Consider the following 14,105-nt stretch of genomic DNA (forward strand, 5'->3'; position numbering starts at 1 on the left):
CCCCGACGCGCCCGCCTGTGCGCGGTGCCTGACAATGGGAGAAGTGGCCGGAGTCGTTCCGGTGTCGAGGCGGGTCGAGGGGCCAGTGGATCCAGTCGCAGGGGCCTCCGCCACGGAGGCGGAGCCGGGCGGAGCCGTGCCGCGGCCCGGGTCCGGCGCGCCGGGCCCCTCGCCCGGAGGAGCGGCCTTCCGGCACACGGCCGCCCTGGTCCGCTCCGCCGACGAGACCGTCGCCGTGGCCGCCGCGTTCCTCGAGGAGGGCCTGCGCGAGGGGGACCTGCCCGTGCTCGGCTGCGTCCCCGACACCGCCGACGCAGTCCGCCGGGCCCTGGGCACCGGTGTCGGCACGGTGGAGGACGACGCCCGCATCTGCCTCGTGGGCGCGCGCTCGCCCGACGCGGTGGTCGTCGTGCGCCGCCTGCTGGAGCGGGCGGGGGCCACCGGCTCGGGCCGGCTGCGGATCCTCGCCGAGCCGCAGTGGGACGCCGACCCCCGGCGCCGGCGCGAGGTCCTGCGCTACGAGGCGGCGAGCAACGTGTTCATGGCCGGCGCCCCGGTGACGGTGATGTGCGTCTACGACCAGGAGCGGCTGCCGCCCGAGGTCGTCGCGGGCGCCCGGCACACCCATCCCGAACTGGCCCACGACGGCGTGCGGGTCCCCAGCCCCGCGTTCCGCCCGCCCGCGGACCTCCTGCGCGGGCTCGGCGCCGTCCGCGAGCCGCTGCAGGCCGGCGAGCCGGTGTACGCCGTCGACGCGGCGCCGACGCTGCCCACCCTGCGCGGCGACCTGCGGCGGGTCCTCACCCGGTGGGTGCCTGACGCCGACCAGCGGGCCGACCTGCACCTGGCGGTCAGCGAGGTGGCCGCCAACGCCTTCCGGCACGGGCGGCAGCCGGTCTCGGCGCGGGTGTGGACCGACGGCGACGCGATGGTCTGCACGATCAGCGACGCCGGCACGTCCTCCGTCGACCCCCTGACCGGCTTCGTGCCCGCGCACGGCGACGACCTCGCCGCGGGCGGCATGGGGTTGTGGCTGGCCCGCAAGCTGTGGGACTCCGTCGACCTGCTGCCCGGCACCGGCGGGTTCACCGTCCGGCTGAGCACCACCCTCGTACCCCCGGCGGCCGGCATCGGCGCGGCTTGACGCTGCTGTTTCCTCACTGCTGAGCTACCTGCCGTGGAGGACGCCGTCGACCTCATCCTCGAGCAGTGGGCCCGGGAGCGTCCCGACCTCGACTGTTCGCCGATGGGCGTCATCGGCCGGATCAGCCAGCTGCAGCGGGAGGTCCACCTCGCCCAGCGCGAGACCTTCGCCCGGCACGGGCTGGACGCGCCGTCCTTCGACGTCCTCGCCGCCCTGCGCCGGGCCGGCGACCCCTACCAGCTGACGCCGACCGCGCTCATGCGCACGGCGCTGGTGACCTCCGGGGCGATCACCCAGCGACTGGACCGGCTGGAGGAGAAGGGCCTGATCACGCGCACCCGCAGCGAGTCCGACGGGCGGGCCGTCGTCGTCACCCTCACCGCGGCCGGCCGCACGGCGCTGGACGCCGCCCTGCCCGACCACCTGGAGACCGAGCGCGGCCTGCTGGCCGGGTTGTCCGAGGACGAGCTCGCGCAGCTGGCCTGTCTGCTGCGCCGCTTCCTCGTCACGCTGGGCCGGGTGCCGCAGCGGCCCTAGCCGACGGGCGGGACGTCCCCGGGGTGCAGGTCGGCGCGCACGCGGAGGAAGCGCAGCGGGTGCCGGAAGACGCCGGCCTGCAGCGCGGCGTCCGCGCTGACCTCGACGACGACGTCGGGCACCACGCGGGTGAGCGCGACCGACAGCCGCCCGCCGCCGAAGCGGCCGGTGCCGATCCGCTTGGGCCAGGGGTGGTCGGGACCGGCGGGGGTGAGGACGGCGGCCAGCTCGGCGGCGGCCGCGGGGGACAGCGGGCTGGTGCGGCCGACGACGACCAGCTCGCCGTCCCGGTAGCGCCCGGCGACGAGCTGGCTCGGGCGCTCGAGGGTCCCGATGACGCCGCCGGCGAGCACCTCCGTCGTCTCCCAGGACTTGACCTTGAGCCACTCCCGCCGTCCCCCGGCGTAGCGGGTGGCCGCGCCCTTGGCGACCAGGCCCTCGACGCCCAGCGGCCGCAGGTCGGCGGCCCAGCCGCGGGCCTCCTCGCGGTCGGCGGTCACCGGGGAGAGCTGCAGCGGCGGCGCCCACGGCCGGGCGAGCTGCTCGAGCCGGGTGCGGCGGGTGCGGAACGGGCGGCCGCGGAGGTCCTCGCCGGCGGTGGCCAGCAGGTCGAAGGCGACGTAGGAGGCCGGGTGGGCGGCGGCCTGGGCGGCCATCCGGCCGGGCGAGGTGACCATGCGGCGCTGCAGCAACCCGAAGTCGAGGCGCTCGCCGTTCCAGACGACGACCTCGCCGTCGAGGACCGTGCCGGCCGGCACCTGGGCGAGCGCGGCCGCGGCGACGTCGGGGAAGCGGTCGGTGAGGTCGCGGCCCTGCTTGGACCACAGCCGCGTGCCCGACCGGTTGCGGACGACGACCATCCGGTAGCCGTCCCACTTGGGCTCGTACCGGCAGCCGCCGGGCAGCGCGCCGGCGGCGGGGAGGTCCCGCACCGGCTTGGCCAGCTCCACCGCGACCGGTCCGGCCAGGTCCGGCGGCAGGCCCGGCAGACCGGGGACGGAGAGCGGCACGCGGTCAGCGTCGGGGCTGCCGGGCCGTCGCGCAGGCCCCCGGGCCGCGGACTCCCCCGTTCGGGGCACCCGGAGGACCCGCTGCCCCACGGCCCGGAGCCCGCGGCAGGGCGCTGCAGCGGCGCCGACGGGTCGGCGACGGTGCGGGGGAGGTCACTCGCGGTCAGGGAAGGACGGGCGGGCGCGGTCGTTGAGAACTGGACGAACACCCCGTCGTCCCGAGGAGTCCCGGTGTCCCGTCCCGTCCTGCAGGTGGTCGCCGCCAGCACGCGTCCCGGTCGCCGGGGTCTCGCCGTCGCCGAGTGGGTCCGGCGCCTGGCCGAGGAGCACGGCGGCTTCGACGTCGAGCTGGTGGACCTCGCCGAGGTCGGCCTGCCGGTCTTCGACGAGCCCCACCACCCGCGGCAGCAGCGCTACGTGCACCAGCACACCAAGGACTGGAGCGCCACGGTCGCCCGCGGCGACGCGTTCGTCTTCGTGACGCCGGAGTACAACCACTCCTTCCCCGCCGGGCTGAAGAACGCCCTGGACTACCTGTCGGTCGAGTGGGCCGACAAGGCCGCCGGCCTGGTGACCTACGGCGGTGTCTCGGCCGGGCTGCGGGCGTCCTCGGCGCTCAAGCCGGTGCTGGCCGCGCTGCGCGTGGTGCCCGTGGTCGAGGCGGTCTCGGTGCCCTTCTTCGCCCAGTTCCTCGACGACGAGGAGCGCTTCGTCCCCAACGCCGAGCTCGAGGCCGGCGGCAAGGCGATGCTCGACGAGCTGCTCCGGCTCACCACCGCGCTGCGCAGCCTCCGCGCCGCCTGAGCGACAGGCCCCTGCGGCGGGGCCGGCGGTCAGCGGCGGAGCAGGAGCAGCGCGTAGGCGGCCAGTGAGGGGCCGTCGGTGAAGCGGCCGTCGGCGACCATCGCGCGGAGCTCCGCCTCGGTCACGAACGCCGTCACCATGTCGGCCTCGGTGGCCTCCCGGGCGGTCGGGCCGGGCGTGAGGTCGGTGGCCAGCCAGACGTCGAACTCCTGCGTGGACAGGCCCGGCGCCAGGTCCAGGTGGCCGAGGTGCTCGACCCGGCCGGCCCGCAGCCCGGTCTCCTCGGCGAGCTCGGCGCGGGCCAGCTCCTCCGGCGCCCCGGCGCCGCCCGCCGTCAGCACCTCGGCGGACCAGGTGCCCTGCGGGAACTCCCACGCGCGGCGGGCGACGGGGTGGCGGAACTGCTCGACCAGCCAGAACCCGTCGCGCTCGGCGGCCAGCACCACGGCGAAGTGCGGCTTCTCGACGACGCCGTACACGCCGGTCGAGCCGTCGGTCCGCTCGACGGTGTCCTCGCGCACCCGGATCCACGGGTTGCGGTAGACCTCCCGGCTGCCCGTCGTCCGCATGCAGCCGAGCCTGGCAGAGGCGGAGCATGGAGCGGTGACCGACCGCAAGCCACCCGGCGTGTCCTTCGAGACCTGGGTCGAGCGGCAGGTGAAGGACCTCGCTGACCCCCCACCCCTCGCGAGCTCGGGGCGGGCCCCTGCAGCGAGGCCGTTGGCGTTCGACCCCGAGGAGACCGTCTACGACTGGGCGATCGCCAAGGCCCGCCGCGAGGGCATCCGGCCCGCCGACATGCTGCCCCCGGGGCTGGCGCTGCGCCGCGAGCGCGACGAGCTGCCGCAGCGGGTGGCGGGCCTGCCGTCGGAGGGCGCCGTCCGCGCCGTCGCCGAGGACTACAACGCCCGGGTCGAGGCCTTCTGGCGCCGTCCGCAGGAGAGCCGCTGGTCGCCGGTGCCGGGGCTGGCCGACGTCGAGGCGCTGGTCGAGGGCTGGTACCGGGACCGCCCGCCGCCCCCGCCCGCCGTCGAGGCCCCGCCCGCCCCGGCGCCGCGCCGCCGCTGGTGGCAGCGACGACGCGGCTGAACCGCGCGGGAAGCCCCCGCGATGCATGGCGGCTTCAGGGCGCGGCGGGCACCCGGTCGAGGAAGCCGAGCACGGTGCGGATCCGCCCGTCCCCCCAGCCGGGGAACTGCGCCTGGACGGCGGCGATGGCGGCGTCCAGCCCGTCCCGGCCGGCGACGTCGGCCAGGGGGTCGGTGTAGGTGACGTCCTCGGTGAACACCTGGTCGAGCAGCGCCCGCCGGGCGGCGGTGTCGGTCTCGTTCCAGGCGGCGAGGTAGCAGTCGGCCAAGTCGGTCGATGCGGTCATGGCGGGGCTCCTGTCGGGTCGTTCAGCGGCGGCGCAGGCCGGCGGCCTGCAGGACGGCGAAGCTGGCGACGACGGCCGCCTGCAGCAGCACCCAGGCGGTGCCGACGGCGGTGAGGTCGAAGCGGTCCGTGGCGACGGCGGCGACGCTGCCGGCCGCCCAGAGCAGGTTGGCGCCGACGACGGCCTCGACGGCGCCGGCCGGGACGCGAGGGCGGGCCGCGACCAGCGCGACCCCGGCGGCGAAGACGACGAGGAAGGCGCCGAGCCCGCGCAGCGTCCCGGGAGGGACGCCGAGCAGGCCGGCCAGCAGCGGCGCGGCGGCCAGGTAGGCCAGGCCGTTGGCGCCGGTGACGACGGCGTCGAGCCGCAGTGCCAGGCGCAGCAGGTCGAGGGGACGGCGGGTGCCGACGGTGGTGGTCATGGCGACGACCGTGGCGCCGGCGGGGAGGCACGTCGATTACCTCGCGGGTAGGCGACTCCGGCCGCCGCCGTCACTAGCGTCGCCGCCGTGACCACGCTGACGCGCCCGCCGGTCAGGGAGCTGCTGCGCGGCTGGCGGCAGCGCCGCCGGCTCTCCCAGCTCGACCTCGCCGGCGACGCCGGGGTGTCCGCGCGGCACCTGAGCTTCCTGGAGACCGGGCGGGCGCGGCCCAGCCGGGAGATGCTGCTGCGCCTGGCCGAGCAGCTGGAGGTCCCGCTGCGCGAGCGCAACGAGCTGCTGCTGGCCGCCGGCTTCGCGCCCGTCTACGCCCGCCGCGGCCTCGACCACCCGGACATGGCCGCCGTCACCCGGGCCCTGGACCTGGTGCTCACCGCCCACGAGCCGTTCCCGGCGCTCGCCGTCGACCGGTCGTGGGAGCTGGTGGCGGCCAACGCGAGCGTCGCGCTGCTCACCGACGGCGTGGCCCCGCACCTGCTCGAGCCGCCGGCCAACGTGCTGCGGCTGAGCCTGCACCCCGAGGGGCTGGCACCGCGGATCCGCAACCTGCCGCAGTGGCGGGCGCACGTCCTGCACCGGCTCGGCCGGGAGGCGCACCTGACCGGCGACCCCGGGCTGGTCGCCCTGCACCGCGAGCTCGCCGCGCTGCCCGGTGGCACCGACCGCGCGACGCCGGACGGGATCGCCGTCCCGCTGCGCCTGCGCGCCGGCGACACGGTGCTGTCCTTCCTCAGCACCGTGACCACCTTCGGCACCGCCGTGGACCTCACGGCCGCCGAGCTCAGCGTCGAGGCCTTCCTGCCCGCCGACGAGCACACCGCGCAGACGTTGCGCCGCATCGCGGGCGGCGCGGGGAGCGCGCACAGCGGACCCCTGCGTCCCGTCGACGGAGGGGGAGTCCCGTGACCGAGAGCACCGGGTCCGGCGGAGGCGACGCCCAGGAGGGCGCCGCGGCCGTCCGGTCGACGCCGAGCGGCACGGCCGGCAGCGAGGCAGACGACCTGCACGGCACCGCCCGCGAGGTCCACCGGGACAACGAGGAGGGCGGCGCGGAGCAAGCGGCCAGGACCCCTGGGGCCTGAGCCTCCCCCCGCGGAGGCGCCACCCCGGTTCCGCCGTCAGCGGAAGCCGCGCGGCCCCGGTTGGGTCGGCGGGCGGGCCGGGTACGCGACCCTCCGAGGCAGAGGAGGCCACCATGACCGAGGTACCGGGCACCGACCGCGAGCAGGCCAGGGAGCAGGTGCTGCGCGAGACCCCGCTCGTCCCCGAGGACGTCGAGGGCGCCGACGACGACCCGCGCAGCGGCGGGCAGCAGGACCACACCGGCGACGAGGGCCAGACCGGCGATCAGGCCAAGCCGGCGCCGGGGAGCACCGACCCCGTTCCCTAAGCGCGACTCCCGTGCCCGAGGACCACGAGCGGCCGGACCCGACGCGGGGCCGGCCCGGTCCGGGCGGCGTCCCGCGGGCGCCCGCCCTGTCGCTGCCCGAGCAGCTGCTGCTGCTGGCCGTCGACCCCGACCGGGGCCGCCTCCGTGGGGCGCCGGTCGTCTACGTCGCCGTGGCCGGCGGCGTGGTGCTCGACCTGCTGGACGGCGGGGTCGCGGTCGTGCAGGACGGCGCGGTCCGGGTCCGGCACCCGGCCGCCGCCACGGCGCTGCCCGGCCCGCTGCAGGAGGCCGCCGTCGCCGCGGTCCCCGGCGGCTCGTCGGACGTCCGCCACTGGGTGCGCGACCTCGCCGCACCGCGGTTCCGGCTCGGGCAGCACGTCACGGCCGGCCTGGCGCAGCGCGGCGTGCTGCGCACCGGGTGGGGACTGCGGTTAGGGCTGGTCCCCGCCCGGCGCCACCGCGTGCTCGACCGCGCCGCACGGGAGGAGCTGCTCGCCGGGTGCCGCGCCGCGCTGGCCGGTACCGCGCCCCCGCCGCCGCGCGTACGGGAGCTCCTGGTGCTCACCGGGGCCGCGGGACTGGTCGACCTGCTCGTCGACCGGCCGCAGCGGGCGGCCGCGCGCCAGCGGGTCGACCGGCTGACCCTCGAGGTGCCGGGCGCCGCCGCGGTCGCTCGGGCCGTCGCGGACGTCGGGGCGGAGGTGCGGGCGGCCGCGAGGAGGCGGGCCCGGGCCGCGGCGATCGCGGCGTCCATCGGCGGTACCCACGGCTCGTGACGGACCCCGCTCCCCCGGTACCGAGGCCGCAGCGCCGACCTGTCCCCTGACGTCCTCGTGCTCTGCCCACACCTGTGGGCAGAGCACGAGGACGCCGGACACGTCCCTACAGGACGTCGAACTCGTTGAACGCCGCCCCACCGGAGAGCCGCGCGTAGCCGGGGCCGCGGTCGAAGAACGGCTCGTCGCCGGTGCGGGCTGCCCGCAGCTGCGCACGCAGCGCGTCGGTGGCGGCCTCGTCGGCCGACCCGTCCTCGCGCAGCACGACGCCGTAGTCCGTGCGGGCGCCGTCGACCGACACCTTGCGCCAGGCGACGTCGCGCACGACCTCCTCCACCGGCCGCTGCAGCGGGTCGCCCCACCCGCCGCCGCCGGTCGTCCGGATGCGGACGACGGTGCCGGCCGGCAGCGGCTCGGCGTCGGCCAGCGCGTCGACGTCGTGCTCGTCCGGGCCGCCGGGGTCGACGGTCACCTGGAACGGCCGCCCGGCCCGGCCGCCGTGCACGCCCCAGCAGGACAGGATCGAGCGGTCGGCGATCGACATGAAGTGCGCGTCGCGCAGCACCCGGACGTGCTTCTCGTACCCGCAGCCGCCGCGGTGGCGCCCCGGCCCGCCGGAGTCCACGGCCAGGCCCAGCCGCTCTACCCGCAGCGGGAAGCGGGACTCGGTGAACTCGGTGGGCAGGTTCCGCGAGTCGGGGACGACGTGGATGGTGTCCTCGCCGTCGGCGTACCAGCGCCCGCCCGAGCCCCCGCCGAGCACCTCGCGCATGAGGTAGGGCTGCCCGTCGGAGTCGGTGCCGTAGAAGCCGGTGTAGCGGATCGTCTCCTGGTCGGCGGGCATCCGGCCGCCGGTCGCCTTGGCCAGCACCCCGGCGAGCACCCCGAGCAGCCGCAGGATGACGAAGGTGCGCGCGTTGGTCGGCGCCGGGAAGACCGGGGTGAGCAGCGTGCCCTTCTCCGGGAAGCGCATCTCGATGAGCGGGACGACGCCCTCGTTGACGTCGAGCTCGGCCATCCGCTCGGGCGTCTCGGCCAGGTTGCGCAGGACCGGCGCCAGCCACTTCTTGAGGAAGTTGCCGTCGGCGTGGTCGCCGCAGTGGTTGATCGGGCCCTTGGCCTGCGGGCCGGTGCCGGTGAAGTCGATGACCAGCGGGACGTCGGCGGAGCCGTCCATGGTCAGTGTGATGCGCTGCCGGTGCAGCTTCGGCGGGTCGACGCCGTCGTGCTCGGCGTAGTCCTCCCAGACGTAGGTGCCGTCGGGGATCTGCGAGAGGACCTCGCGCCGGTAGACCTCGGTGGAGGTGGCGAGGACGGCGTCGAAGCACGCCTCGACGGCGGCCACGCCGTAGCGGTCGAACAGCTCCCCGAGCCGCCGCGCCCCGGCCAGGCAGGCCGAGCACTCGGCGTCGAGGTCGGCGGCCAGCGAGTCGGGCATCCGCGAGTTGCGGGTCATGATCGTCAGCGCCGCCTCGTTGCGGACGCCGCGGTCCCACAGCTTGATCGGCGGGACCATCAGCCCCTCCTCGAACACGCTGGTCGCCGCGCTGGGCATCGACCCGGGGACGGACCCGCCGATGTCGTCGTGGTGCCCGAACGCCTGGACGAACGCCACCACGGTCGGCGTCCCGTCGACGTCGGCGAAGACCGGCACCGTGACGCACAGGTCGGGCAGGTGCCCGATGCCGCCCTCGGAGAGGTAGACGTCGTTGTGGAAGAAGACGTCGCCGGGCTGCATCGTCGCGATGGGGTGGTCGCGGACGACCGGGTGCACCAGCGCCGAGTACGAGCGCCCGGTGAGCTTGCGCAGCCGCCGGTCGTGGATGCCGGCGCGGAAGTCGTGCGCGTCGCGGATCATCGGCGAGCGCGAGGTGCGCCCGATGGAGGTCTCGACCTCCTTCTCGATCGCCGCCAGCGTGCCGGCGACGATCTCCACGAGCACCGGGTCGGCGGGTGTTCCGTCGGTGCGGCTCATCGGGCGGCCCTCTCGACCAGCAGGTTGCCGTGGCGGTCGACGGTCGCGGTGAAGCCGGGGTGCAGCGGCACCGTCGAGCCGAACTCCTCCACCACCGCGGGGCCGGTCACCACGTCGCCGGGCGCCAGCAGCCTGCGGTCGTAGGTGGGCGTCGGCGACCACTCGTCGAAGCAGACCGGCCGTGAGCCGGTGACGGCGCGGGAGACGTCGCCGTCGCGGGCGGGCAGCTCCACCACGTCCGGACGGCGGATCGGCCCGATCCCGCTCACCCGCAGGTTCACCCACTCGACGGCCTGGCGCGGGTCGCCGGCGAGGTCGTAGCCGTAGAGCCGGCGGTGCGCGGCGTGGAACGCGGTGGCGACGCCGTCGGCGGCCGCGGGCGTCAGCTCACCGTCGGGCACCGGCACCCGCACCTCGAAGGCCTGGCCGACGTAGCGCAGGTCCGCCGTCCGCTGCACCACCTGCTCGCGGCGCGCGAACCCCTCGCCGTCCAGCGACTCCCGCGCCCGCTCCTCGAGGCCGGCGAACAGGCCGCGGACCCGGTCGAGGTCGAGGTCGGCGTGCCGGCTGACGGCCGTCTGCACGTGGTCGTTGCGGACGTCGACCGTCAGCAGCCCGAACGCGCTGACGGTGCCCGGTTCCGGCGGCACCAGCGTGCGGGGGAGACCGAGGACGTCCATGAGCCGGCAGGCCAGCAGTGAGCCCGACCCGCCGAAGGTGGTCAGCGTGAAGTCGCGGACGTCGAGGCCGCGGGCCACGGTCACCTGGCGCAGCGCGTTGGCCTGGTTCCACGCCGAGATCTCCAGGATGCCCAGCGCCGTCCGCTCCAGCGACAGCCCGAGCTCCGCGCCGAGAGCCTCCAGGCCGGCGCGGGCGGCGTCCACCGACAGCGGGATCTCCCCACCGAGCAGGTGCGGGGGGATGCGGCCGAGGACGACGTGTGCGTCGGTGACCGTCGGCTCGCTGCCGCCCGAGGGGTAGCAGATCGGCCCGGGGTCGGCGCCGGCCGAGCGCGGCCCCACCTTGAGCGTCCCCTCCGGCGAGAGCCAGGCGATCGAGCCGCCGCCGGCGCCGACGGTGACGACGTCGATCATCGGGATCTTCGACGGGTAGGCGCCCACCGAGCCCTCGGTGGTGAGCGCCGGCTCGCCGCCGACCACCACCGTGACGTCGGTCGAGGTGCCGCCGCCGTCGAGGGTGAGCACCCGGTCGAAGCCCGCGGTCCCGGCGAGCAGCGCGGCACCCAGCGCCCCGGCGGCCGGCCCGGACAGCATCGTGGTGATCGGCTGGTGCACGACCTCCTCGGCCGACAGGACGCCGCCGTTGCTCTGCATCACGTAGAACGGCACCCCGGGCGCGATGCCGTCGAGCCGCTCCCGGATGGCGGTGACGTACGCACCCACCCGCGGCTTGACCGCCGCGTCGACCAGCGTGGTCACCGAGCGCTCGTACTCGCGGTACTCGCGCAGCACCTGCGAGCTGATCGAGACGACGGCGTCGGGGTGTTCCACGGAGAGCACGTCGAGCACCGCCCGCTCGTGCGCGTCGTTCGCGTAGGAGTGCAGGAGGCAGACGCCGATCGTGTCGGCCCCCGCGTCGCGGAGCGAGCGGGCCGCCGCGACGGCGTCGTCCCGGCAGAACGGGCGGACCTCCGCGCCGGTGGGGTCGAGCCGGCCGCGCACGGTGCGCACCAGGTCGGCCGGGACGATCCGCGGCGGCTTGACCCAGAAGTAGCTGTTGCCGTAGCCGTCGGGCACCGACTGCCGGGCGATCTCCAGCACCGACTCGTAGCCCTCGGTGGTGATGAACCCGATCCGGTCGAGCCGGCCCTCGAGCAGCTGGTTGGTGGCGACCGTCGTGCCGTGGCTGACCGCGGTCACCGCCCCGCCGTCGAGCCCGAGCAGGCCGAGCACCTTGGCGACCCCGGCGAGGAAGCCCTCCGCGGGGTCGGCCGGCGTGGACGGCGTCTTGGTGGTGGTCGTCGCGCCGGTGTCCTCGTCGACGGCGACGACGTCGGTGAAGGTGCCGCCGGTGTCGATGCCGATCCGCACCCGGCGGGTCCCTGCCATGCCCGATACCTTAGGGCTGAGGTACCTCGCGGGGAAGGCGCCGGCCGCCGACCGGCCGGCGCCGTGCAGCGGAGGCGGCCGCTACTCCTCGGTCCCGCCGTCGGTGGAGCCGGCGGAGCGGCCGGCGTCCTCGACCGCGGCCCCGGCGGGGTTGGGGCGCTCGACGTCGTCCGCGCCGGGACGCTCGGCACTGCCCGTGCCAGCTTCGACGTCGCTGTCGTCGTCGAAGCCGCGCAGCGCGTCGTCCGGTGCCAGGAAGGCGTCGTCGGGACCGGTCATGGCTCCTCCTCGCTCGGTGGGGACGTCCTCGGTCAGCACCCCGCGGAGCGGCCGGGGCGCCGGCGGCTCCGGTGACCGCGTCCCGTCCCACCGGGGCGCACGGCTCGACCGCCAGGGTCAGTGTCGAGCCGGCCGGGCGCGGCCGCCAGGCGCTCGCGGCCGACGTCCACGCGGAAGGGGGGCCTCCGCCGCGCCGCATCGACGGAGCGCGACGTCCGTGGTGTCATGCAGTGCCGGCGCCCACGGGGGGTGCGCCGTCGGAGGAGGCGAGATGGCGACCGGGCACACGACGGACCGCACGGGCCCCGGGCCGGACGGCCCGCACCGCCGCCCGGCCGGCGGCGGTCCCGACACGCGAGGCTGAGTGGACGGCCGGCTGGCCCGCGAGTTCGTCGAGGGCACCGACGCCCTCGTCTGCGTGGTGGACGGGGGCGGGCGGATCCTGCTGGCCAACCCGGCGCTGCAGCGGTTCACCGGGCGGGCGCCGGGTGAGCTGCTCGGCCGCGTGTTCGTCGACGTCCTCGTCGTCCCCGAGCACCGGGAGCTCGCGCGCGACGCCGTCGAGCGGGCCATCGCGACCGGCCGCGCCTACCCGCAGGAGGGCGACTGGCTGACCGCCGACGGCGGGCGGCGGCTGGTGTCGATGCGGAACAACGTGCTCACCGACGACGACGGCCGGCCCTACGCGGTGGCCTGCGTGGGCCTCGACGTCACCGACCAGCGGCGGTGGGAGGCGCAGCTGTCGGAGCGGGCGCGCACCGACCGGCTGACCGGCATCCCCAACCGCGCCACGTTCTTCGAGGAGCTGGACCGGTCCCTGGCCCCCGGGGCCACCGCGGCCTGCGGCGTCCTGTTCTGCGACCTCGACGGCTTCAAGGTGGTCAACGACGTGCACGGCCACGCGGTCGGCGACGCCGTCCTCGTGGAGGTCGCCGCGCGGCTGCGCGCGCTGACCGGGCCCGACGAGGTGGTCGCCCGGTTCGGCGGCGACGAGTTCGTGGTGCTCTGCCCGGGCTGCGACGACGAGGCGCTGGCCCGGCTGGCCGACCGCGTGGAGGAGCAGGCGGCCGCCCCGGTGCCGACCGTGGCCGGCCCGCTCGTGGTCGGGGTGAGCGTCGGCCGCGCCCTGGGGCGGCCGGGGGAGACGCCCGACGCGGTGATCGCCCGCGCCGACCGGGCGATGTACGGGGCCAAGACCCGTCAGCGCCGGCGCGCGGAGCGCTGACCCCGAGACGCGGGCCGGTGGCGGGGACTCAGCGGCGGGGACCCAGCGGCGGGGACTCAGCGGCGGGGGCGGCCGATGCCGGTGGCGTACAGGACGGCGAGGACCGCCCCGGACGGCGCCAGCCAGATGAACCACGGGTAGACCGGCTCGCCGTCGCCCAGCGACACCAGCGTCCACACCACGAGGTTGACGGCCAGCACGCTGGCCCAGACGGTGGCCAGCACGCGCATGGTGGTGCCGCCGGGAGTGGCGGCGAAGAACCGGTGCCGCGGCGCGGGCGGCGGCGGGGGCGGGGGCTCGGGCAGGTCGCGGGTGACCCGGTCGAGCTCGCCGCGGGTGCGCGCCGCCCACACCGCCTGCACCCGCTGGTCGAACTCGTGCAGGTCGAGCTGGCCGTGGCCGACCGCCCGGCGCAGGTGCTCCTGCACCGCCGTCCGCTCGACGTCGGACACCCGCAGCTCCTGGGTGCGGACCGGTTCCGTCATGGCCCGATCGTGGCACCGATGCCCCCCGTGCGGGGTCCGCCGACCGGTTGACTCCGCTCCCCGCTCCTGCGGCCCCGCTGCAGGGGCCCGCCCCGAGCGGAGCGAGGGGTGGGGGGCAGCGGGGTCCTTCTTCAGTCGGCGAGCGCGCGGAGCAGGCGGGCGAGCTCGGTGCGGTCGGCGGGGGTCAGCCGGGCGAACAGGTCACGGCTGTCCGCGGCGCGGGCGGCGTCCACCTCGGCCAGCACCCGCCGCCCCTCGTCGGTCGGCCGGAGCACCACGGCCCGGCGGTCGGTGGCGTCGGGCGTCCGCTCCGCCAGGCCCCGCTCCTGCAGGGCGTCGGCCACCTCGGTGGCCGAGCGCGGGGCGATGTGCAGCGCGTCGGCCAGGTCGGACAGCCGCACGCCCTCCCGGCTGCCGACCACCCGCAGGGCCCGGGCGTGGTGCGGCGAGAGGTCCCAGGGCGCGAGGAGGTCGCGCCACCGCCGGCGCTGGCTGCGGGCCACGCGCGCCAGCAGCTCCGCCAGCGCGGCGGGGTCGTCGGCTCCCAGGGAATGGTCGGCCACGTCCTGAGGTTACCGGACCGTGAGGTAACCTCAC

The 14,105-nt window shown here is 76.7% G+C and carries 18 protein-coding genes; 9 read left to right on the plus strand and 9 right to left on the minus strand.

From position 1 onward, the window contains the following. Window positions 1-136: 136 nt before the first annotated feature. Together ACWIZO_RS07375 and ACWIZO_RS07380 are read left to right on the plus strand one after the other, a co-directional pair. Window positions 137-1,144, plus strand: a complete 1,008-nt coding sequence (locus ACWIZO_RS07375; RefSeq protein WP_448641846.1) for an anti-sigma factor RsbA family regulatory protein — start codon at window positions 137-139, stop codon at window positions 1,142-1,144. 33 nt (window positions 1,145-1,177) lie between these two features. After that, the gene (locus tag ACWIZO_RS07380; protein ID WP_448641847.1) at window positions 1,178-1,681 is read left to right on the plus strand and encodes a MarR family winged helix-turn-helix transcriptional regulator; all 504 of its coding nucleotides are present in this window, start codon (window positions 1,178-1,180) and stop codon (window positions 1,679-1,681) included. Here ACWIZO_RS07380 and ACWIZO_RS07385 read toward each other — a convergent pair. Continuing rightward, window positions 1,678-2,691 (minus strand): ATP-dependent DNA ligase, encoded by a 1,014-nt coding sequence (locus ACWIZO_RS07385; protein ID WP_448641848.1) that lies wholly within the window; start codon window positions 2,689-2,691, stop codon window positions 1,678-1,680. The genes ACWIZO_RS07380 and ACWIZO_RS07385 overlap by 4 nt on opposite strands. A 231-nt stretch (window positions 2,692-2,922) precedes the next feature. On the opposite strand from ACWIZO_RS07385, the gene ACWIZO_RS07390 reads away from it, so the two are divergent. Next, on the plus strand, window positions 2,923-3,495 hold the full coding sequence (locus ACWIZO_RS07390) for an NADPH-dependent FMN reductase (RefSeq protein WP_448641849.1): 573 nt from the start codon (window positions 2,923-2,925) through the stop codon (window positions 3,493-3,495). A gap of 29 nt (window positions 3,496-3,524) precedes the next feature. Here ACWIZO_RS07390 and ACWIZO_RS07395 read toward each other — a convergent pair whose 3' ends face one another. Further along, the gene (locus ACWIZO_RS07395; protein ID WP_448641850.1) at window positions 3,525-4,064 is read right to left on the minus strand and encodes an NUDIX domain-containing protein; all 540 of its coding nucleotides are present in this window, start codon (window positions 4,062-4,064) and stop codon (window positions 3,525-3,527) included. A gap of 34 nt (window positions 4,065-4,098) precedes the next feature. Between ACWIZO_RS07395 and ACWIZO_RS07400 the strand changes: the two genes are divergently transcribed. Then, a complete protein-coding gene (locus ACWIZO_RS07400) occupies window positions 4,099-4,584 on the plus strand; it encodes a hypothetical protein (protein WP_448641851.1) in 486 nt (161 codons plus the stop codon). A gap of 34 nt (window positions 4,585-4,618) precedes the next feature. Here the strand turns inward: ACWIZO_RS07400 and ACWIZO_RS07405 are convergent, their stop codons facing one another. Both ACWIZO_RS07405 and ACWIZO_RS07410 read right to left on the minus strand, forming a co-directional pair. Further along, window positions 4,619-4,870, minus strand: a complete 252-nt coding sequence (locus ACWIZO_RS07405) for a nuclear transport factor 2 family protein (RefSeq protein WP_448641852.1) — start codon at window positions 4,868-4,870, stop codon at window positions 4,619-4,621. Between the two features lie 22 nt (window positions 4,871-4,892). Further along, entirely contained in the window at window positions 4,893-5,291 is a 399-nt protein-coding gene (locus ACWIZO_RS07410) for a hypothetical protein (protein ID WP_448641853.1), read from the minus strand. An 87-nt stretch (window positions 5,292-5,378) separates the two neighbouring features. Here ACWIZO_RS07410 and ACWIZO_RS07415 point away from each other — a divergent pair, with 87 nt between their 5' ends. From ACWIZO_RS07415 to ACWIZO_RS07430, 4 genes are all read left to right on the plus strand, one after another. Then, on the plus strand, window positions 5,379-6,215 hold the full coding sequence (locus tag ACWIZO_RS07415; RefSeq protein WP_448641854.1) for a helix-turn-helix domain-containing protein: 837 nt from the start codon (window positions 5,379-5,381) through the stop codon (window positions 6,213-6,215). Then, window positions 6,212-6,391: a hypothetical protein gene (locus tag ACWIZO_RS07420; protein WP_448641855.1), complete on the plus strand. Its 180-nt coding sequence runs from the start codon at window positions 6,212-6,214 to the stop codon at window positions 6,389-6,391. Before ACWIZO_RS07415 ends, ACWIZO_RS07420 begins: the two co-directional genes overlap by 4 nt. Before the next feature lie 113 nt (window positions 6,392-6,504). After that, window positions 6,505-6,699, plus strand: coding sequence for a hypothetical protein (locus ACWIZO_RS07425; protein WP_448641856.1), 195 nt, complete (start codon window positions 6,505-6,507; stop codon window positions 6,697-6,699). An 11-nt stretch (window positions 6,700-6,710) separates the two neighbouring features. After that, entirely contained in the window at window positions 6,711-7,475 is a 765-nt protein-coding gene (locus tag ACWIZO_RS07430) for a GPP34 family phosphoprotein (protein WP_448641857.1), read from the plus strand. A gap of 106 nt (window positions 7,476-7,581) precedes the next feature. On the opposite strand, the gene ACWIZO_RS07435 is transcribed toward ACWIZO_RS07430, so the two are convergent. The 3 genes from ACWIZO_RS07435 to ACWIZO_RS07445 all read right to left on the minus strand — a co-directional run bounded on the left by ACWIZO_RS07435 (window position 7,582) and on the right by ACWIZO_RS07445 (window position 11,798). Continuing rightward, window positions 7,582-9,450, minus strand: a complete 1,869-nt coding sequence (locus tag ACWIZO_RS07435) for a hydantoinase B/oxoprolinase family protein (protein ID WP_448641858.1) — start codon at window positions 9,448-9,450, stop codon at window positions 7,582-7,584. Beyond that, window positions 9,447-11,519, minus strand: a complete 2,073-nt coding sequence (locus tag ACWIZO_RS07440) for a hydantoinase/oxoprolinase family protein (protein WP_448641859.1) — start codon at window positions 11,517-11,519, stop codon at window positions 9,447-9,449. The genes ACWIZO_RS07435 and ACWIZO_RS07440 overlap by 4 nt, the downstream gene beginning before the upstream one ends. Window positions 11,520-11,600: 81 nt before the next feature. Next, on the minus strand, window positions 11,601-11,798 hold the full coding sequence (locus ACWIZO_RS07445; protein ID WP_448641860.1) for a hypothetical protein: 198 nt from the start codon (window positions 11,796-11,798) through the stop codon (window positions 11,601-11,603). A gap of 364 nt (window positions 11,799-12,162) precedes the next feature. Here ACWIZO_RS07445 and ACWIZO_RS07450 point away from each other — a divergent pair, with 364 nt between their 5' ends. After that, on the plus strand, window positions 12,163-13,023 hold the full coding sequence (locus ACWIZO_RS07450) for a GGDEF domain-containing protein (protein WP_448641861.1): 861 nt from the start codon (window positions 12,163-12,165) through the stop codon (window positions 13,021-13,023). 56 nt (window positions 13,024-13,079) lie between these two features. On the opposite strand, the gene ACWIZO_RS07455 is transcribed toward ACWIZO_RS07450, so the two are convergent. Further along, complete coding sequence (locus tag ACWIZO_RS07455) at window positions 13,080-13,508, minus strand: DUF1707 SHOCT-like domain-containing protein (RefSeq protein WP_448641862.1); 429 nt, start codon at window positions 13,506-13,508, stop codon at window positions 13,080-13,082. Between the two features lie 131 nt (window positions 13,509-13,639). After that, window positions 13,640-14,071 carry a MarR family winged helix-turn-helix transcriptional regulator gene (locus tag ACWIZO_RS07460; protein WP_448641863.1) on the minus strand — a complete coding sequence of 144 codons (432 nt, stop codon included), beginning with the start codon at window positions 14,069-14,071 and terminating at the stop codon, window positions 13,640-13,642. Between the last annotated feature and the right edge of the window lie 34 nt (window positions 14,072-14,105).

The organism is Geodermatophilus sp. URMC 63 (assembly GCF_053502565.1).